Source organism: Chryseobacterium sp. 1B4 (assembly GCF_036631475.1).
GTDB lineage: Bacteria > Bacteroidota > Bacteroidia > Flavobacteriales > Weeksellaceae > Chryseobacterium.
On sequence record NZ_JAPNUF010000009.1, the window covers coordinates 400,003 to 419,934 of the forward strand.

General features: G+C 37.7%; 22 protein-coding genes and 3 pseudogenes. 18 read left to right on the forward strand and 7 right to left on the reverse strand.

Translation table 11 applies throughout. The features are described from left to right. The first annotated feature begins 180 nt into the window (after nt 1-180). From OWR28_RS21260 to OWR28_RS21275, 5 genes and pseudogenes are all read left to right on the forward strand, one after another. A complete protein-coding gene (locus OWR28_RS21260) occupies nt 181-1,038 on the forward strand; it encodes a glycosyltransferase family 2 protein (RefSeq protein ID WP_332388404.1) in 858 nt (285 codons plus the stop codon). Between the two features lie 143 nt (nt 1,039-1,181). Further along, a pseudogene (locus OWR28_RS21265) lies at nt 1,182-1,984 on the forward strand (glycosyltransferase). A gap of 15 nt (nt 1,985-1,999) precedes the next feature. Further along, nucleotides 2,000-2,287: an acyltransferase family protein gene (locus OWR28_RS27235; RefSeq protein ID WP_494168501.1), complete on the forward strand. Its 288-nt coding sequence runs from the start codon at nt 2,000-2,002 to the stop codon at nt 2,285-2,287. Between the two features lie 187 nt (nt 2,288-2,474). Beyond that, nucleotides 2,475-2,963, forward strand: coding sequence for an acyltransferase family protein (locus OWR28_RS21270; RefSeq protein WP_332388462.1), 489 nt, complete (start codon nt 2,475-2,477; stop codon nt 2,961-2,963). Between the two features lie 41 nt (nt 2,964-3,004). Beyond that, on the forward strand, nt 3,005-3,943 hold the full coding sequence (locus tag OWR28_RS21275; protein ID WP_332388405.1) for a glycosyltransferase family 2 protein: 939 nt from the start codon (nt 3,005-3,007) through the stop codon (nt 3,941-3,943). Between the two features lie 21 nt (nt 3,944-3,964). Here the strand turns inward: OWR28_RS21275 and OWR28_RS21280 are convergent, their stop codons facing one another. Further along, nucleotides 3,965-4,402, reverse strand: a complete 438-nt coding sequence (locus OWR28_RS21280; protein ID WP_332388463.1) for an acyltransferase family protein — start codon at nt 4,400-4,402, stop codon at nt 3,965-3,967. Next, nucleotides 4,399-4,998, reverse strand: coding sequence for an acyltransferase family protein (locus OWR28_RS21285; RefSeq protein WP_332388406.1), 600 nt, complete (start codon nt 4,996-4,998; stop codon nt 4,399-4,401). The genes OWR28_RS21280 and OWR28_RS21285 overlap by 4 nt, the downstream gene beginning before the upstream one ends. 147 nt (nt 4,999-5,145) lie before the next feature. On the opposite strand from OWR28_RS21285, the gene OWR28_RS21290 reads away from it, so the two are divergent. The 4 genes from OWR28_RS21290 to OWR28_RS21305 all read left to right on the forward strand — a co-directional run bounded on the left by OWR28_RS21290 (nt 5,146) and on the right by OWR28_RS21305 (nt 7,694). Continuing rightward, entirely contained in the window at nt 5,146-5,706 is a 561-nt protein-coding gene (locus OWR28_RS21290) for an acyltransferase (RefSeq protein ID WP_332388407.1), read from the forward strand. Between the two features lie 100 nt (nt 5,707-5,806). Beyond that, the gene (locus OWR28_RS21295) at nt 5,807-6,064 is read left to right on the forward strand and encodes a glycosyltransferase (RefSeq protein ID WP_332388464.1); all 258 of its coding nucleotides are present in this window, start codon (nt 5,807-5,809) and stop codon (nt 6,062-6,064) included. Then, a complete protein-coding gene (locus OWR28_RS21300; protein WP_332388408.1) occupies nt 6,061-6,513 on the forward strand; it encodes a hypothetical protein in 453 nt (150 codons plus the stop codon). The genes OWR28_RS21295 and OWR28_RS21300 overlap by 4 nt, the downstream gene beginning before the upstream one ends. A 74-nt stretch (nt 6,514-6,587) precedes the next feature. Then, complete coding sequence (locus OWR28_RS21305) at nt 6,588-7,694, forward strand: glycosyltransferase (RefSeq protein ID WP_332388409.1); 1,107 nt, start codon at nt 6,588-6,590, stop codon at nt 7,692-7,694. A 1-nt stretch (nt 7,695) separates the two neighbouring features. Here OWR28_RS21305 and OWR28_RS21310 read toward each other — a convergent pair whose 3' ends face one another. The 5 genes from OWR28_RS21310 to OWR28_RS21330 all read right to left on the reverse strand — a co-directional run bounded on the left by OWR28_RS21310 (nt 7,696) and on the right by OWR28_RS21330 (nt 9,679). After that, nucleotides 7,696-8,016 (reverse strand): SDR family oxidoreductase, encoded by a 321-nt coding sequence (locus tag OWR28_RS21310; protein WP_332388411.1) that lies wholly within the window; start codon nt 8,014-8,016, stop codon nt 7,696-7,698. Between the two features lie 94 nt (nt 8,017-8,110). After that, nucleotides 8,111-8,452 carry an SDR family NAD(P)-dependent oxidoreductase gene (locus OWR28_RS21315; RefSeq protein WP_332388412.1) on the reverse strand — a complete coding sequence of 114 codons (342 nt, stop codon included), beginning with the start codon at nt 8,450-8,452 and terminating at the stop codon, nt 8,111-8,113. Continuing rightward, the gene (locus OWR28_RS21320; RefSeq protein ID WP_332388465.1) at nt 8,452-8,673 is read right to left on the reverse strand and encodes a phosphopantetheine-binding protein; all 222 of its coding nucleotides are present in this window, start codon (nt 8,671-8,673) and stop codon (nt 8,452-8,454) included. Before OWR28_RS21320 ends, OWR28_RS21315 begins: the two co-directional genes overlap by 1 nt. 35 nt (nt 8,674-8,708) lie before the next feature. After that, nucleotides 8,709-9,044: a 3-oxoacyl-[acyl-carrier-protein] synthase III C-terminal domain-containing protein gene (locus OWR28_RS21325; protein WP_332388413.1), complete on the reverse strand. Its 336-nt coding sequence runs from the start codon at nt 9,042-9,044 to the stop codon at nt 8,709-8,711. A 35-nt stretch (nt 9,045-9,079) separates the two neighbouring features. After that, nucleotides 9,080-9,679, reverse strand: a complete 600-nt coding sequence (locus OWR28_RS21330; protein WP_332388414.1) for a hypothetical protein — start codon at nt 9,677-9,679, stop codon at nt 9,080-9,082. Between the two features lie 73 nt (nt 9,680-9,752). On the opposite strand from OWR28_RS21330, the gene OWR28_RS21335 reads away from it, so the two are divergent. From OWR28_RS21335 to OWR28_RS21375, 9 genes and pseudogenes are all read left to right on the forward strand, one after another. Beyond that, nucleotides 9,753-10,301: an acyltransferase gene (locus tag OWR28_RS21335; RefSeq protein WP_332388415.1), complete on the forward strand. Its 549-nt coding sequence runs from the start codon at nt 9,753-9,755 to the stop codon at nt 10,299-10,301. 376 nt (nt 10,302-10,677) lie between these two features. Next, a pseudogene (locus tag OWR28_RS21340) lies at nt 10,678-11,435 on the forward strand (glycosyltransferase). After that, nucleotides 11,417-11,866, forward strand: a complete 450-nt coding sequence (locus OWR28_RS21345; protein WP_332388416.1) for a glycosyltransferase family 2 protein — start codon at nt 11,417-11,419, stop codon at nt 11,864-11,866. The pseudogene OWR28_RS21340 and the gene OWR28_RS21345 overlap by 19 nt, the downstream one beginning before the upstream one ends. Beyond that, on the forward strand, nt 11,863-12,183 hold the full coding sequence (locus tag OWR28_RS21350) for a hypothetical protein (protein ID WP_332388417.1): 321 nt from the start codon (nt 11,863-11,865) through the stop codon (nt 12,181-12,183). Before OWR28_RS21345 ends, OWR28_RS21350 begins: the two co-directional genes overlap by 4 nt. 350 nt (nt 12,184-12,533) lie before the next feature. Further along, a complete protein-coding gene (locus tag OWR28_RS21355) occupies nt 12,534-12,785 on the forward strand; it encodes a hypothetical protein (RefSeq protein WP_332388418.1) in 252 nt (83 codons plus the stop codon). Nucleotides 12,786-12,895: 110 nt separating this feature from the next. Beyond that, a complete protein-coding gene (locus tag OWR28_RS21360) occupies nt 12,896-13,546 on the forward strand; it encodes a glycosyltransferase (RefSeq protein ID WP_332388419.1) in 651 nt (216 codons plus the stop codon). A gap of 11 nt (nt 13,547-13,557) precedes the next feature. Further along, a pseudogene (locus tag OWR28_RS21365) lies at nt 13,558-14,111 on the forward strand (serine acetyltransferase). A 399-nt stretch (nt 14,112-14,510) separates the two neighbouring features. Next, nucleotides 14,511-16,043, forward strand: coding sequence for a hypothetical protein (locus OWR28_RS21370; RefSeq protein ID WP_332388420.1), 1,533 nt, complete (start codon nt 14,511-14,513; stop codon nt 16,041-16,043). Then, nucleotides 16,016-19,549, forward strand: coding sequence for a T9SS type A sorting domain-containing protein (locus OWR28_RS21375; protein ID WP_332388421.1), 3,534 nt, complete (start codon nt 16,016-16,018; stop codon nt 19,547-19,549). Before OWR28_RS21370 ends, OWR28_RS21375 begins: the two co-directional genes overlap by 28 nt. Nucleotides 19,550-19,932: the final 383 nt, after the last annotated feature.

Below are 19,932 nucleotides of genomic sequence, written 5' to 3' on the forward strand. Positions count from 1 at the left end.
GAATGATGCTGCTGCATACAATTAAACCGGCAGCTTCATCTGTAACCTGAAAAAATAATTTTTGTACCTTCGAACAGAAAAATTCAGAAACCCTGAGACCAGGCGGAAACAATTTATAAAGCCTGAACTTGTATTAACTGAAGATTAAAAACACAACTAACCCATTGAATAAAAATGAAAATGAACCCCAAAATATCCGTAATTGTTCCCTGCTACAAGCAGGCTCAGTTTTTAGATGAATGCCTGCAGTCCATACTGGATCAGACTTATGAAAACTGGGAATGTATTATTGTCAATGACGGATCACCCGATAATACTGATGAAGTAGCTGATAAATGGGTAAAAAAAGACAACCGTTTCAGATATCTTTATAAAGAAAACGGAGGCTTATCTTCTGCAAGAAATGCTGCTCTGGAAATCGTTACCGGAGATTATATACAGTTTCTGGATTCTGATGACCTCATACACCGGGAAAAGTTTGCCAAAAGCCTTTCCGGAGATAAAGAATATCCCTTGATCGTAAGCCAATATACAATTTACAGAAACCGGGAGCACCTTCCGGGCTATAAAGATATTCAGCAAAGCTTCCTGACGTTTGATGGAATTGTATACGGCTGGGACCTTAGTTTTTCTATTCCTATCCATTGTGCTTTGATCAATAAAAAGCTTTTGGAAGGTTTTCTTTTTGATACGACTCTTACCAGCTGTGAAGACTGGGTTATGTGGATTTATATCACTAAAGATAACCCTGATGCCCTTCTGATCAATGAAGCTCTTGCCCATTACCGAAAAGATGTCAACGACAATATGTCTGCTGACCCGCTCAAAATCATGAAGCAGCGCCTTAAAATTCTACCAACATTAAAGAAGCTTTACGGTGAAGAGGTACATGACAAGCTGGCCTATCATATCATAGAAGTTCGTACAACCCAACTGATACAACAGAGACGCGAATTTCAAAAAATGATTCCTCTGGCGGTTGTGGCAAGATATCTTTCTTTTAAAAATTCTATTATAAACTTTTCAGGAAGAAAGTAGACGGCTAGCTTCCAGACAGCTATATTTCCATAAAACCACACAAATGAATCGGGTGATGCCAGGCAGATATTGAGCAGAAACCCAAATAACATGCTATAACTTTTAATAAATTTATTTAGATGAGTCAGTTTGTACACGTAATCATGACAAGATTCAATGTTCCAACAAAAGGATGGAACGAAACGCGTTCAGGATTTAAACCCCTTACAGAAGAATGGCTGGATGACCGTTTTAAGCTATTCAGAACATACGTGCTTCCTTCCTATAAAAATCAGACCAACCAAAACTATGTCTGGCTTACCTTTTTGATACCAACACATCTGATAAATTTAGAAAAATCATCAAAGAAATTGAAGCAGAATATCCTGTTTTCAGAGCCGTTTTCGTAGAGGATTTTGATGAAATGAAAACCAAAGCAGTAGAAGTAATTCCCCAATACTTCGCCTCTGACACTAAATTTGTCATTACCAGTGAGCTGGATAATGATGATATGCTTCATCAGGACTATATAAAAACCGTACAGGAACTCTTTAAACCGGTTCATGACCTTGTCATTGATCTGAGAAGAGGATACCAGCTTACTATGCTGCCTGATCGAAAAGCAGTGGTGAATGTTTATAATGATGTGGTAAATCCTTTTGTAAGTTTAGCCGAAAGTGTGGATAACTTTAAAACGATGTTAAAAGAAAGAGCACACAACAGCTACCGTCATTACCCGAATTTTTCTGTTGAAAACAGCAGGGAGATGTATATTCAGATCATCCATCAATATAACCTGATGAATGTTACCTTTAAGCATAAAGCAGTTTACGATGTTGATTTCTCTGAATATGGGATGACAGAAAATACCAGATTTACCATTAACCGCTTCAGAACCCTTCAGCATAATATTGCCAGGGTACCTTTCGTAATGGGACTTATTCTGAAGAAAATTTTTAAAAGATAAGGCCCGCCATCTGCCATGAAGCTTAATAACCTCCAGATATTAAGAGGAATTTCAGCATTGTTGGTGTGTTGTTTTCATTTTCGTGAGACCATCAACCTGCCAGGCCTGAATCTTGGTGATATTCTTTTTAAAAAAGGAAGTATTGGTGTACCTGTTTTCTTTATTATCAGTGGATTTATTATGGCTTTTACCACTCAGAAACTCAATTTCAGTAAAGATTCATTTCAGCAGATCACTCTCTTTTATAAAGAAGAATCATCAGAATTGTTCCGTTGTATTATCTTCTCACATTGGCTGCGATGATACCCGGAGGAGGTTTCCTGCTATATTTTTACGGACCGGGTCTTCATGAGCTTATCCATTCTTTATTATTTCTTCCGACACGGAAAGAATTCCCCGTACTTTTTCTGGGCTGGTCATTAAATTTTGAAATGTTCTTTTACCTTATATTCGGAATTTCATTACTGTTTAAAGAAAAAAATATTACTTCATCACAGCCTTTTTTATCCTGACAACTATTTTAGGATATTTTATCCATTTTGAAAATCCTTATCTCAGGATGGTAACCCATTCCCTGAATCTCTATTTTGTAACAGGAATTCTTTTTTCACTTTTACTGAACAGATTTACCGTTTCAAGAACCTGGGCAGGAATTATTGCTGGGGCAGGAATTACATCATTCATCCTTGTTTTGCTTAGTATTATCCCGATAGACAATGACTGGGTAAAGCTGGCCATTATATCCCTGTTTGTGTTTTCTTTTTTAACTTTTGACTACACATTCCATTGGAAAGGAAACAGATTTTTAGTCTTTCTGGGTGATATTTCCTATTCATTATATTTGTCTCATCCTTTTGTAGAAATAGTATTCAGGAGGTTTAAAGTTGAAGGTTATCTCAATATTCCTTTTTTCCTTTTAAAAATTATTACGGCTGTTATAGCAGCTTCGTTCCTGTATTATTTTGTAGAAAAAAGGTAACCCATTATTTAAAAATTAAATTAAAAGCATAATTGATCAAAATGAAAATTTCAGTAATCATCCCCGTCTACAACGCTGAAAAATATGTTGCCCAGGCTGTAAAGTCTGCGCTTCAGTTCGAAGATGTATATGAAGTAGTACTGGTAGAGGATAAGTCTCCGGACAACGCTTTGCAGGTATGCCAGGAACTTGCTGCACAATATGACAGGGTAAAGCTTTACCAGCATCCTGATAAAGGAAACCATGGGGCAGGCGCAACCAGAAATTTAGGAATTGAAAAATCAGAAGGAGATTTTATTGCATTCCTTGATGCCGATGATTACTATCTTCCGAACCGTTTTGATGCAGAAAAAGAATTGTTTACCAACAAAGATGTGGATGGAGTGTATGGTGCCATAGGCGTCCATTATTATTCTGAAAAGGCAAAAGAACAGTATTATAAAGTTTTCGGAGACCGCCTTACTACGGTTTATAAAAAATATCCTCCCAAAGATGTATTTCCGGGACAGCTTAATATGATAGGAACTTTTGGACTTTTCAGTATTGATGCTCTCACAATCCGTAAAAGTTCTTTACAAAATATGGAGTATTTCTTCAAAACCCATTTAAAGCTTCATCAGGACACAGAATTTTTATTCAGGCTTTCTTACTACCTGGATTTATATCCGGGAATACTTGACAAAGCAGTAGCTGTAAGAGGTGTTCATGAGAATAACAGAATTACCAAAGTAGATTCCGGACAAATAAAGCCGGCTTCTACAAGGGTTGTATTATGGAAAGAAGTCAACAGCTGGGCAGAGAATGAAAATACGATTCCCGAAGATATTAAGCTCCATATCAAACGGGTATACAGAAGTTTTCAGATTGCCAATGCTCCCCTTCTGAAAAAATGGGGAATGATCACGAAGTATCTGCTGACGGATTATAAAAGTATCCGATCCGGTCTTTACAATATTAATTTCAGAAACGACCTGTTTTAAACTAAGAAACTAGTTTAATAATTAATGTTTTGCAAAATGGATCTTTCTTAAAAGATTCCGCATCGGCTTTTCAATAAACTGGTAGAAAACAGCAGAACTCAGCAGCATCACAACAATATAAATCACAAATACCGTATCGATACCGAATGTATATTCCTGAGACTTAAAAAACGCCCTTAAAAGATAAAGAACAGGGATATGCGTAATGTATATGCCATAGCTTATTTCTCCCAGATACTCCAGCGGCTTCAATGAAAATAATCTGGCAACCCGGCCGTTATTGGCAGAAATCAGGATGATAGCAGGAACAAAAAGTAAAGCCATCAGACCATTATGGTAGAAAAGCGGTACAAACATCAGAGATATAAGGATCAGTAAAAAAACGGCAATAACCTGACGGTCGTAATTTTTCTGTCTGTAATTTTTTACGAAAAATATCCCCGCAAGGTTTCCGATCAGAAATTCATTAAGATGCCAGAAAGGGAAATAGTAAAGGAACTCATGGCTTTTGTATGAGGCCCTTCATACGCTCCATACACCGGGTAAAGATTAGAAAACACCTGGGTAACCAGCCATAGAGCAATGGCAAACACCCAGATCATTTTATTCTTTTTGGCATAAAAATAATTATATAAAAGCGGAAAAAGCAGATAGAAGAAAAACTCAACGGAGATAGACCATCCCGGAAAATTGAGGATCATGGCTTCTCCGGGTATCCAGCTCTGAATCCCCAATCCATATAAAACCACTTTATACCAGTCGAACATCTCATACCGCGTCATAAAATACAGCAAAAGCCCAAGCATATAAAGCGGATAAATCCGGGCAAACCTGTTTTTATAAAATTCCAGATAATCAATTTTGTCTTTCTTATGATATGCTATAATCATAATAAACCCTGAAAGGATAAAAAAATAGCTGACCCCTACATTAGCCCTCAGAAAAAGATTGGAAATGTAGTCTATCTTATATAAAAACAGATCTTTATTAAAATGGGAAACAACAATTGCCATGGCGGCAACAAACCGGGTAAATGTAATCTGACTTATCTTCACAGAAAAACAAAATGCTTTACTTTATCAAAAGATACTTCCTTCAAAGCGGCAGGCTGTTTATCTGATATAAAGTATTAATTTTAAGGCACAAAAATAAGATTTATTCTTATAATTATGTAAAACAAATTATATTTGTAGGCTACAAATGTGAAAATAAATTCAGGTATGCTATATGAAATTTTAGCAAAAATTCAACGGAAAAGTCAGATTTCTCGTCTCAGAAAACACCCTAATGTTTCTTTTAAGGGGATAAAGCTTGGGACCAGCAATCATTTTGTTCTGCACGGAAATTTAAAGAAAATTACCATCGGGGATTCCGTGAGTTTCAGAAATTATGTACACATCCTGGTACAGCAAAATGCGACTTTAGAAATCGGGAATCATTTTTTCATGAATAATTTCTGTTCCATCAATTGTCTTGACAGCATTTCAATAGGTGACAACACGCTGTTTGGGGAAAATGTTAAGCTTTACGACCACAATCATGCTTATCAGACACATCCGGAATTTAAGCTGTTTTCCTCTGAGTTCACCACCGCTCCCATCAAGATCGGAAGTAACTGCTGGCTCGGAAGTAACGTAACCGTTTTAAAAGGGGTTACCATAGGAGATAACTGCATTATCGGAGCAGGATGTACCATTTACAAAGACATTCCGCCTAACACTACTGTAATCAATCGTCAGGATTTAATATTTAAGGAACAATAATGAAGTTTTCGATCCTTATCGCACACTATAACAATGCTCTTTTTTCAAAGACTGTTTTGAAAGCATTCTTCAGCAAACCTATACAGACTGGGAAGCTATAATTTTAGATGATGCTTCTGCTGAAAGTGAGAAGAAAATAGTACAGGAAATAATTTCAAATGACAAAAGATTTAAATTTTTTGAAAATGAAAAAAATTCCGGTGTAGGAGTCACAAAAAGTAAGCTGATTGAACTGGCAGAAGGAGACATCTGTGGGTTTCTGGATCCTGATGATGCCATTGCCCCTACAGCCATTCAAAAGTGTATGGAAGTGTTCCAGGCTAAAAAAATACCGTTCTTACCTACTCAAGATTCATGACCTGTGATCAGAACCTGAAACCGATTTCACCATTCAGATCTGCCATGCAGGTGCCGAATGGAGATCCTTACTTTTTCAATTTCCCGATTCAGATTGCTCATTTTGTGACTTTCAGAAAGGCAGTTTATGAACAAACCGAAAAAATGAATCCCAATTTAAAAATAGGAGAAGATCAGGATTTATACCTTAAAATGTATGAAAAAGGGAAAGTTCGGTTTATTGATGAAACCAACTATTTTTACAGAACACATCAGGGCGGAATCTCCCAGAATGACAATAAAAAGAAATCCCACGACTATTTTGCCCAGGTGATTTTCAATACCATGAAGCGCAGAGGACTTACCACCATTAATGGAGAAAAAGTTCCGGAACAATATACAAATGCAGATGAAATATTCGGACTGCTGCAATACCAGCACCAGCTCCCTTTCCGTATCAAGAAAAAATAAAAATTACTTTACAATCAATCTTCGGATAATGTTAGAAAAAAATAAAAATTCTGTTCAGGCATCGTTCCATGGAAATGGGAGGCGTAGAAAAAGTATTACTGGCTCTTCTCAATAACCTTGATCCTGACAAATTTGAAATGACGGTATGCCTGACCCTTAACCAGGGGAAATTGCGTGATGAACTTCCGAAACATATCAGAAAACTATATCTTACCGATGGAAAAGAAGATTTTTCCGGGAACTCTATTTTACAGAAGCTTCAGCTTGTTAAAAGAAGACTGAAGCTGAGAAAACTGAAAAACAACCCTGCGATTGCCGACCGTCTCATCAATGATACTTTTGATATAGAAATCGGTATGGATTACAGGGATTACGATGCCATTCTTAATTCTACCAATAAAAAATCAAAAAAAATAGGATGGTTTCATTCTGAAATTAATGTTCCAAAATTTCAGCCGCTGGTCCCTGATATTTTAAAGAGCTTTCCTCAGTTTGATCATATGGTATATTGTTCCCACAAGATAAAAGATATGATGCATCAGCACTATCCGGATCTCAATTATCCGGCAGAAAGTGTAATTATCAATCCTATTCCTATTGAAGAGATCAAGCGGAAAGCGGAAGAAAAACTGGAAAATTTTCCGGAAGGGCCTGTCTTTGCATCTATCGGAAGGCTTCATTCAAGAAAAGGCTACCATAAACTTATTGAAGCTCATACAAGGCTTATTAACGAAGGTTTCCATCACAGTATTATTGTCATTGGTGATGGTGACGAAATGAAGAACCTCAGGGCTCAGACAGCAAAAAACAATGTTGAAAAAACATTTATTTTAGCAGGGAATCAGATGAACCCATATCCTTACATCAAAAAGGCAAATTATTTTATCCTTCCTTCAGAATCTGAAGCCTGGCCATTGGTAATTGCCGAAGCATTAATCCTTCAAAAACCGATTATTGCAACAGAGGTAGGAGATGTAGGTCTTATGATCAAAGACCGGGAAACGGGATACCTCATCAATTACGAGATCGATGAAATGTATTCGGCTATGAAAAAATTCCTTACGGATCCCGGCTTTGTTCTTCAAATCAGGGAGAATCTGAAAACTATTGAAAGCCAGTTTGACAATAAGAAAATATTTGACAGCGTAGAAAATATGATAGAAACGCTATACAGAAAATAGGCTACTGTGCAGAATATCCTCCGTCAATCACGAGATTGGTACCTGTGACCCATCTTGAGGCATCAGACAGCAGAAAAATACAGGCATTCGCTACGTCTTCAGGTTCGCCTATTCCCAGCGGATGCTTTTTTATGATCTCAGATGAAGCCTCTTCACCAATATCTTCAAACATTTTTTCTAAAATCGGAGTGTTTACCATCGCAGGGCTTATGCTATTGACACGGATATTACTTCTTGAAAGCTCCATGGCCAATGAACGGGCTCCGGCAATTACCGCTCCTTTACTCGCAGAATATGCAGCTTTTCCTGCCTCTCCTACCATTCCTGCAACCGAAGAGATAAATACAAAACTGGAGGTTTCGTCTTTATATTTTTTAAGGATAAAATTTTAGCAATTTCGAGTCCTGCAATGACATTCACGGCAAATATGTCCTGATACAGCTGAGAATGGTGTTTTTTAGCGGTAATGTTTTTTCGATACCGGCACAGTGTATAAATCCTGATATTTTACCTAAAACTGAAACTTTATCAGCAATAATTGCTTCAAGGTTTTCAGATTGGGTAATATCTTCAGTTATCGTTTCCACTTTTGTTTCAGGATCCAGCATGGAGACGGTTTTCATCAGTTCTTCATGATTTCTGCCCACAAGGATCAGGTTTGCACCGCTTTTGCTGCATCCTACAGAACAGCTTCTCCCGATTCCGGAAGAAGCGCCTGTAATGAGAATAATTTTATTTTTTAATGAGAAAGCATCCATTAATCTTCAAAATTTTCTTTCCCTATAACATCCATTAAATCTGATACGGTTTCGATATCTTTAAAATGCTTGGTATCAATTTTCTTGCTGAAATTTTCGTCTACAAACGCAATAACAGAAAGTAAGCTGATAGAATCATAGCTTTCCAGAGATTTCAGATTCGTTTCAGTAGTTAATGTTTCATCTTCTTCCAATTCCTCCTGTAGTTTTTCTAAAAACAGATGTTTTCATATTTTATAATTTTAAATGTTTGTTTTTAAATTTCCATAATAGTAGCTCCCCATGAGTACCCTACTCCGAATCCTGCCATTAAAACCTTATCTCCTTCTTTCAGCATTCCTTTTTCCATCATATTTTTAAGAGCAATAGGAATGGTTGCAGAAACAGTATTCCCTGTTTTTTCCATATCAATATAGAACTTTTCCGCAGGAATTTTCGTTTTCTTTCTTAAATAATTCAACATAAAAGAATTAGCCTGATGAAAAACAAAATGATCAATATCATCCATGGTCATTCCGTTCACTTCCAGTGTTTCTTTTACCAGTCCGGGAATATTCTCAATCGTAAAATTAAAAATTTCCGGGCCGTTCATATAAATATTTTCCGGGCTGAATTCATGTTCAGGATTCAGCTCAAAATCTTTTTAAAAGCCCCTTTCTTCACAATAAGATTTTCTGCACCGCTGCCGTCTGTTCCCAGACAGAACTGATAATCATTACCTTCAGCCTTTTCGATAATGGCAGAAGCAGAGGCATCCCCGAATATACTTCGGTTTCCTTTATCATCAGGATGAATATGTTTGGTGTACGTTTCTGAAGTAACCAAAAGAATACTCTTTGCAATTCCTGCAGAGATCAATCCTTTTGCAAAAGCCAGTCCGTACACAAATCCCGAGCAGCCCAGGTTAAAATCTATGGCTCCGATATTTTTTCTAAGCCCCAGTCTGTCCTGCAAAATACAGGCCGTTGTAGGCAGGAAATATTCAGGACTCTGGGTACAGAACAAAATAAAATCTACTTGGTTCCTGTCATAGCTTTCGAAAATTTTTTCTGAAGATTGTACGGCCATATCCAGTACGGTTTCATTATCAGAAGAGATGTGGCGCTGGGAAATGCCTACTTTCTCCTGGATACGCTCTGAGCTCCATTCGGGGAACTGTTTTTCAAGATCATCGTTAGTTAACACCTGCTGAGGCAGATAATATTCTATTTTTGAAATTTTCATCATATTAATAAATTCTCTTTCTTTGCAAAAGTAACGAAAACAAATTTACACTTTGATGATTTTTATATTCAGAATCTTGTTAAAAATAGACGCTCTCTATCATACTTTTTTGAACAGGGCCAGTCTTGAAGTGGCAAAATACAGAGGGATGAAAGTAGGTAAAAACTTCAATATGCCTGATAAAGTGTATTTCGGAACAGAACCTTACCTTATCGAAATTGGTGATAATGTGAATATTGCCGGGGATGTAAGGTTTGTAAATCACGGGGGAACCACTACTCTTCTGAGAAGGCTTCCCGGATATGAAGATGCCAGAATCCTCGGAAGAATAAAAATCGGAAATAACTGTACCATTGGCCTTAATTGTGTGATCATGCAGGATGTACAGATTGGAAACAACTGTATTCTGGGAGCTAATTCTGTGTTATCGCAGTCTATGCCTGACAATACGGTCTTTATCGGAAACCCTGCACAGTTTCTCTGCACCATTGAAGATTATGGTGACATCGTTCTTAAAAATAATCCGGAATATCCCCGTGAACTGGAGAAAGACAGAAAAAAACTGGACGCCTATATCAAAGAGAATCTTCCTTACAAATTCAAAAAAGCAAGGAAAATCAAATAAAAACCATGAAACGGAAAAAATCTTATTTATATATTACCAAAATACCAAGGCTGGCGGCATAGCTAAAGTACTTTCCCATCTAACCTCAGAACTGGCAGAGCTCAATTACGACATTGAAATTCTTTTTCTGCTTGAGCCGCACGAGGATTTTTATCCGATACATCCTAAAGTTAAAAAACACTATATCAATTCTTTTGGAGATAAATACGCAAGGCTCGGAACTTCCATGTATAAGAAGTACAGTAAAATCCCCAAAATATATAATATTTATTCTTATCTGTATGATTTTGGCTCATACAGGGTATTAAAACAATGGATCCGTGAAAACCATCACAGGTATGACACTATCGTTTCCTGCTGGTATAAAATTTCCTCAATGCTGGCTGTTGACAGTCAGGTAAGTAAGAAAACAATTGCGTGGGAACATATCAGCTACCAGACAGGCGGGTTGGTTTATTACCGCATTTTACGGAAATATTATAAAAACCTGCGCTCCATCATCTCCCTGACACAGACTTCGCTGGAGCATTACAAAAAAATAAATCCGAATTCTGTGGTTATTTCCAACATTATCGGGGATAATTATGAAAATTTCCAACTGGATATTTCCAATAAAGAAAATATTATCTGTACTGTAAGCAGGCTGGATCCTGAAAAAAATGTAGAAGATTTAATTAATATCATCAAGGAATGCAATATAGGTGAAGACTGGAAAATCATTATTGCCGGTGACGGAAGCCAAAAAAATTTACTCAAAGAGCAGGCTCAGAAGCTTGGGCTCCATTCCATTGAATTTCTCGGAAGCATTCCTCAGGAACAAATCTTAGCGCTATACAAAAATCAAAAATATTTTGCATGACCTCACTGAACGAAGGCCTGCCTACCGTTCTTATTGAAGCCATGTTCTGTGGTAATGCTCTTATTGCCTATGACTGTCCTACCGGTCCTTCCGAAATCATAAATGCCAATAACGGTTATCTGATCCGGATGCACGATAAGGAGGATTTTATCATAAAACTGAAACATCTGATTAACAACCCTGGTGAACTTACAGAGCTTATGGTTTCCAGCAAAGCGGAATCAGAAAAATGGAGTAAAGAAAAAATAGTACTGCAATGGGAAAAGATACTTTAGAACAGGATATGCTTATATCCGTCATCATTCCTGTTTACAATTCTGCGAATAGCCTGCCTCAATGTATTAATTCTATTTTAGAGCAGCGTTATAAAAATTTTGAACTGCTGTTAATAAATGATGGTTCTGCAGATTGTTCTTTAGAAATCATGAATTCATTTGCCGGAAAAGATCAAAGAGTTAAAGTCATTGATAAAATTAAAAACAGCGGAGTAAGTGATACAAGGAATATGGGTATTTCTCATGCAAAAGGAAAAATAATCTGTTTTATAGATTCTGATGACTGGGTTGAAAAAATTATCTCCAGGTTTTCGTTGATCATTATAAATCATCAGATACTTTACTTCTTCAGAACATTATACGGGGTAAAGCCAGAGATCTTCATTATAAAACGTATCAAATACAGACAGATTTTACAGAATTACTGGTGAGAAATAACCTGTTATATTTCGGAGGGCCCGTTGCAAAATTTTTTGAAAGGGAAATCATCACAGAAAATAAGATTGCTTTTAACAAAGAAGTAAGTTATGGTGAAGATCTGATGTTCTTTCTGGAATATATGAAACACATTAATGCCATAAAAATCATTGATGCCTCCCTGTATCATTATGAGTTTACTGAAAGCTCGCTGAGCAGGTCAAAACATTCCTTTGAATCTTTATTCAAATTGCATACTGCCATAAAAGATTTTATTTCCTTACACCGGCAGCAATCCGGCAAAAAGCTAAAAAATATGTTTATCAGGTAGACTGGGATATTATTGAATCCGGTATCGATCAGGGTATTATCGGTAAAAACTTAAGCAGAAAAGAAGCCTATAAAAATCTGGACTGCATAGCATCATCGATAAACATCTGTCATTTCATATATACAGGGTTTTACAGAAAAGCTTTATTTTTACTTCTCAAAACCAGACAATTTAAGCTGCTTTTGAAACTTAAAAGAACTCTAAATAAATAATTCTCCTTTGAAAAAAAAATTCTTATACGTATTGGTTCCCTTCGCCACGGTGGTGCAGAAAAAGTCCTTGTTAATTTTCTTAAAAATCTTCCTGAGGACAAATATGAAATAGACCTGCTCATCAACCTGTATACAGGAATGTATATCAAGGAAATTCCGTCATGGGTCAATCTGCATTATTTGCTTAAAGGAGAAATGATTGCCACCAACAGGCCCCATGAAATACCGGTAAAGGTATTCAGAGTACTGTATCAGAAAATGTTTTTATGGTTTCCGTCGCTTCTTTACAGGTTTGTTTTGAAAAATAAAAAATATGACGTAGAGATAGCGGCCATCCATGGGATGTACAAAGAGCTGCTTTCCAGCCCGCAAAAAGATTCAAAAAAATAATCTGGATTCAGAATGATATTTTTAATCTGAAAGAATATACACCGGATGTTATAAGGGAGCTTTTTAAATTTGACCGGATACTGGTAATTTCCGAAAAACTGAAAGAAGAAATGCTGAAGGCTGCACAAAATGACCGGGAGAAACAGAATGTGATTAAAATCTTTAATCCGATAGATAAAAATGATACTTTAAGAAAAGCAGATATTGAAATCAGCGATTACCCTTTCAGTAATGATCTTCCCACTTTTGTGACTGTAGGAACCGTATATCCTCAGAAAGGCTATGACAGGCTATTGAATGTTCATAAAAAACTGATTGATGAAGGATTAAAGCACCAGCTGCTGATCATTGGTGACGGCTATGACTTTAATGCTATTCAGGAGCAACTTAATACGTTAGGACTTCAGGATACTGCAAAAATGCTTGGTTTCAGCAGCAATCCCTACCCTTACATGAAAAAGGCGGATTTTTATATTATGTCTTCGCGGCATGAAGGGTTTCCTACCATTATTGCTGAGGCCCTTATTCTTAACAAACCTATTTCGGCAACAGACATTTCCGGAATCAGGGATCTTCTGCAGGACGGAAAACTGGGAAATATCACCGCAAATTCCGAAGAAGGAATATATGAGGGAATGAAAAAGTTCCTTACTGATAAAAATGCTACTGAAGAATACCGGAAACAGATCTCTGAAACGGAACTTCCCTTTGTTTTGGAAAAATCCGTAGAACATCTTCAGAAAATAATTGACGAAGCATAAAAACATTGACAATGGCTGATTATTCTATTATTCAAAAAGACTTTTACCGGGAAAGCGGAAAATGGCTTTCAACATTTCAGATCTGGAAAAAATGCATCAATCCCAATCTCCATTTTATTTACATCTTGAGAAAGGCACAGAAATATCAGAAGAAACCCGTTCTGAATATTTTCTGGAGGATAGTACTAAGACATTATCAGATCAAATACGGATTTCAGATCTATCCTGAAACCCAGATTGGTGAAGGTTTTTATTTAGGACATTTTGGAAGCCTTGTCATCAATCCGAAAACGATTATCGGAAAAACTGCAATATTGCCCATGGAGTTACCATCGGCCAGCAAAACCGCGGAAAAAATGAGGGTTCTCCCGTTATTGGTGATGAAGTATGGATAGGCACCAATGCTGTAATTGTAGGCGCCATTACTATTGGTAATAATGTACTTGTTGTTCCTAATTCTTATGTTAATTTCGATGTACCACAGGATTCTATCGTTATGGGAAACCCCGGAAAAATTTTTCCAAATTTAAAAGCAACACAAGGCTATATCAACAATAAGATATAAAACCTGCCAATGGCTGAAGATTTTTGAAACGCTGGCGTAATACACTATAAAACAAAGCCAATCATAAAATTCTGCGATACTATTTGAAATTTATTATTTTTTTCTATTTTTACAAAAAATGAAAACAGTTATACTATAATTCATTTTTAAAAAATTAAAAACACACAACTATGAAAAAAACACTCAAATTCAATCGGGTAGTTGAAACTACGGCTGCCCATCCTTTTACCTTTCAGAAACACAACATTAGCATTTAAAATCAGAACAACTGTAAACACTTATGTTTATAGACTTTGCCTTTTTATTCACAATAAGTGAAGAAAGCAAGCTGGTCTTCTATTGTGAATCTGGATATTTTACCACTTTAAAAAGACACAACGTTTAATAAATTCTAAACACATGAAAAAAAAGTCTATGCTCAGAGCTATTGCCGTACTATTCTGTATAGTACCCAGCCAAGCTTTTTCCAGGCTCTCTTCCATTCCGGCAGAGTACAGTTATGGAAAAGAAAAGCCTCCAGGGGTGAGCCGTTATACGCCGCCTTATGTCTATGATCTGGATCCAGGTTTCACCATTCAGCAGAATGTCAACCAGAAAGGACTGGTTGTTATTGAAGGAAAATTCACAAAGCCTTTCACCAGCGATGATGTCCGCATGGAGATCAAGTATCAGACCCCGCAAGGCGGCTGGATAACCGCCTGGTGCAAGATTCTGTATTCCTACAATCAGTACAATGAAAACCTTAAAGCTGTTTTTGAACTGCCTGAAGCCACTACAGCAACCTATAACCTGAAGATTGAACTGAACTCCAATTCGAATCTCAGCAACTTCAGCAGTGTGACATGGAACAAATCCGTAAGCCATTACAAGCAAGGAGATTATAGCCCCACCAGCTGTGACCTTGACGAAAATGAATACACCATCCTTTTGACTCCTAAAAAAGAAGGAACACTTATCCTTGATAATACAGGAAAAGTTACAGGTATCAAAGACAGGGTAACCTCAGCCCATGCGTGGAATAAACTTAGCAATATCATTATGAACAATAAGAAAGATGATGTTGTATTTTCTCCAAAGAACCCTTCAGATCTCCTTACCGATACTAATGGGAGTAAATCCGTAAAGATGGTGAATACAGGAGCTATAAGCGATACATTGGGCGCCACTCCGGAGTTTATTTACCATGAGATGCCAGGACATCCGATCCCTTATCTGTACAGCTATGATGATCCTGTATATATGTTTGCAGGGAAATTCTCCATCAACGGATTGATGATGAAATTCAGCCAATGGCCGGGAGAACCCAACGGACCTGGTTACCACAACTTTAAGAACCCAAACAGCCTGGAAAGCAGATACTTTAATATGTACAATACCATCCATGAAAAACTATCTGACTTCATGACTGACCAGGAGCCTATTGTGATTGTATCCAGCTATATTACAGGATTCCGTGTCTACAAAAGTAACGGATCCTACATTAACATTACTAACCTTACGGCTCACAGTAATTATGGCGCTCCTCATTTCGGTTACACCAATGATCAGGGCAATGTCCGTAGGGGACCGGGTTCTGAAGACCTGATCATTTCTAATACACCGGAAATGACCTTATATGGCATGGGTGCCCTCCGGAATAGTGTTACCAATTTCTATGACCCCGTACGTTCACTACAGGATATTGAATCAGAAATATCAAAATTCATCAACTATGTAGGAATCTTCAATATTCCTTATAATGTTGGGGAATGTGTGAATGCATGTTTTGCAATAAACTCAGGAGCTCTTCCGGACAATAATGTCATAGACTGGACCAAAGCCCCCAACAGCTATATTTTTACAGGAAAAGATAAAAACGGTAATAATGTGGATGGCCTTTATATTCCTGTTAAAAAGCATATGAAATGTGGGCAAAAGGAGGCGACCTCATGAAGGATGAACAGAACAACTATACCAGGATTCCGGATGCAGGAGTTGCCAAAGCCGGATTATACTGGGAAGATGAAGTAGGACTGATAAAATCAGTGGCCCTTGAGGGAGCCGGAGAAAATGCCAGGATTAAAGTACTTGTCAATAAATTGAAAGAAGGAAACGCTGTGGTTTCTTATCGTATTGATGATAAAATATACTGGACCTGGCATGTTTGGGTTACGGATGACCCAACCAATGGAAGCACATATCACCAGGGATTTGAGGCTGATAAAAACAATAACCTTGTAACAGACTGGAAATGGATGGACAGGAACCTTGGAGCGACCAATGCCAATCTTGTAGGTCATGATTTCCACAAATCAGGAGGATTGCAATATCAATGGGGAAGAAAAGACCCGTTCCCATCCAATTATAAAGATCTTTCGATATATACCATCAGAGGAGAAGTTGGAATCCTGAAAGGTTCCGTTCCTTCAAAATACAGAGGAAGCCTGTATGCACCGGCTGACAATACAGGTTTTGATTCTCCTAACGGAAACATTAGATATTCCATCAATAATCCTATCAACTTAATTATTCCACCGGTTTATGTGTACAAAATAGGAGAAACACCTGTTGATAACGGAGAAAACTATCTGATTCAGGGTCCTGGTGCAAACGACTGGGAAAGAAAAGAGCAAACCACATGGTTCTCAAAAAATAAGTATAAGGTATTCAACACGAACAACCATTATGACAATGAAACCTGGGATTTGTGGGGAGATACCCGTGGTGGAAAATGGGTAAATATGAATACTTCTGACGCAACCGTTGCCAAAGAAAGCAAGCAGTATGCAATGAAATCTTCTTTTGACCCATGCCCATGCGGATGGAGAGTTCCTTCTTTCTACTCATCCGTAGATGCAGAACCGAAAACCAGCCCATGGGGTAAGGCAGGAAGCATGAGTAATGTGGATATCTCGCCTAATACCTTAAGTCCACAATATCCTGGAATAAAAGTTTATCCTGGTTATGGATTTGACTTAAGCAATGTTGCTGACCGAAATTTAGGAATGCTACCCATCACAGGAAACTATGAGTACTACCCTCAGCCAATGACTTTAGCCAACCGTACCAGTGCCCAGATTGACGGATTAAGGGATGCCAACAAGCTATACAAACAGCCATTCATAGGCTTCCAGGATCAGCATAGTGATGGAGCACTGCATGCCTCTACGTTCTTTTCTTCCATCAGCCCGGGGGAAACTCCCGTAACAGGAGCAAGAGGACTTTTCCTAATATCAGATGCAGGAAATGTTCCCAACCACTCAAATGTAGGATGGCACAATATAGCTTATAACCGCATTCTTGAGGGAAATACCTATGAAACAAGGGCAGTACGCTGTATAAAAGATCCTAACAATGCTTATATGTCTGCAGCATTCGAAACAGAATATGTGGCTGCATCCCCTGTACAATATTCATCGGAAACTCTTAAGGAATGGACAAAAGACCCCAACAGTTACATTGAATATACCAACACCACGTTAGATGTACCTGCAGCAGATAAAGACATGGTTATCGATATTCCTTTGAGAAAAGCATATGCAATGCATAACCTCTATTTATCCGAAAATAATGAAATGCCAACAGGAAACATCAAATCTGCCTCTGTACAGTGGACAACTGATAAGAACCTGATTGCCAACATGGAAATCATTGGAGACACTATGGAAAATTCCAGATTAAGGGTAACTCTCAACCAGGGCCGTACAGGTAACGCCGTGGTAGCTTTTCATTTAGGAAATACCGGATGGATAAGTAGTGGAAATCCTGACCCGGTTCTTTGGAGCTGGCATATCTGGGTTCCCGGCACAGTAATACAGGAAAGCCCAGAATTCACCACAGAATCTATAGCAAATGATGGTATAAAAGCAGCTAATGAGCAGTTCGTAAACCCAACAAACAGTTATTATGGAGTTCCCTTAAAAACAATATTAATGGATAGGGACCTAGGAGCACAGATGCCATTTATCAACGAACATGTGGAAGGTTCTGCTGATACAGAAACTTCACCACTGGGATACCAGGCCTCTAACCCAACTTCTGTAAACAGTTTACGGGTAGATCAGATCAAGAACAGTGGCGGCCTGCATTTCCAATGGGGAAGAAAAGATCCGATCCCTGTATTTTACAATCCCGGAGGCTTCTATAATTACCCTCAGGTCTGGGTTTCCGGAAAATTATCCAGACCTTTCAATACCTATAACGTCTACAGACAAAGCAACCTTGCAGGCGGAGTCATCCAGTATGGTGCAGCGGATATTACCAATACCAGCTATATGAGTAATTATACAAAACCTTACAGTACTTACTCCAACAGTTCAAATGCCAATGTATTGCCTACGGACAATACAGCTTTAAAAATAAAAAAAGTTCTAAAGTACTCTGTTAATAACCCATTTGTATTTCTGTATCAGAACGATGCTGCTAAGTTCGACTGGATTTCTGATGAGAACGGATTATTTACTGAAAGATGGAACCATGCCGGAACAAAATCTCCATATGACCCATGTCCTGCCGGCTGGAGAATCCCTGATCTACAGGGAACAGCGGTGGACGGTGTAAACATCTTTGACGGCTACTTAAGTTACGCCAAAGGAAACTCTCCATGGTTCTATAATGCCAAGTTCAGCATTCTTCAGTCCAACGGAAGCTATAAAAACTTCTACGGAATAGATCCTACTATTTCAAGCACATTATCAGGAGTACCCAGCTACGCTCCAAACAACAGGGTTCACTTTGAAAATTATAATGTCAATAAAGGAAATTATATCGGAGGATATGCCCGATCTACCGGCGCAAAAACGAACATCAGATATGGATTCGTCTTCAATAAGCCCGGTTATAACATCGGTAATTTTGCAAACAATGGAATCAGAGGTTTTGCCGGAGGTAATAATATGGATGGTATCATTGATGCAGCCAATGCAAGTTTCTATAAATCGGGGATTTGGACTTCTGCCGCTTTAGGGAACGGATCAGGTAAGGCAGTAGGAATGTACTTCAATTCTGAAGGTGGCCAAACTACCACTTCTTCTCCATTGAATGTTATCTTTTACTTTACTCCGACCTATGATTTCAACCCACAGGCTGCAATGTCTTGCCGTTGTGCCAAGATCCAATATGACGCCGAAGGAAATGAAATCCCAAGATATGATCCTTCAGCAATTCCCGTCCCTAAAAGCGCAATGCAGAAAGCTGTCAATACCTTTGCCAAAAAGGACATTGAAAAGATGCAGAAAGACAACAGCAAACTGATTCTTTTCCCAAATCCGGTTAAGAATATACTATACATCAATGCTGATGACAAAGAGTATTATTTCCAGATCTACAGCCTTTCCGGACAACTGATAAAAGAAGGGAAGTTTGAGAACAGGCAGACCGATGTATCTTCTCTGGTATCCGGAGCTTATTTAGTGAGGATCAACAATGCAGAAGCATTCGTGAAAATCATTAAGGAATAATCATCTCTCACTTCATAATTAAACGATCCCGGTTGGGATCGTTTTTTTGTTTAAAAACTATTCTAATAATTAAATGGAAAACGTCAACATAGGATTATCACCGTAAAGTATAGTAACACCAACAGTTAGAGTAAAATTTTACTTGCATTTATCGGTAATTTCATGTACTTTTGAAAAATGTATTGTTAGATTACAGGTTATTATATTTTATCAGTAGATGACACAATCTTACAATACAACTTGTTCTGAAAGAAATCGCTTAATATTCAAAAACACAATCCAGACCTATTATTAATTTAAAAAAGATAATTTTTGATGAAAAAAATACAGCCCAAATTTTCCCATTCCATACCTGTGCAATCAACTCTATAAACGGACAGCAC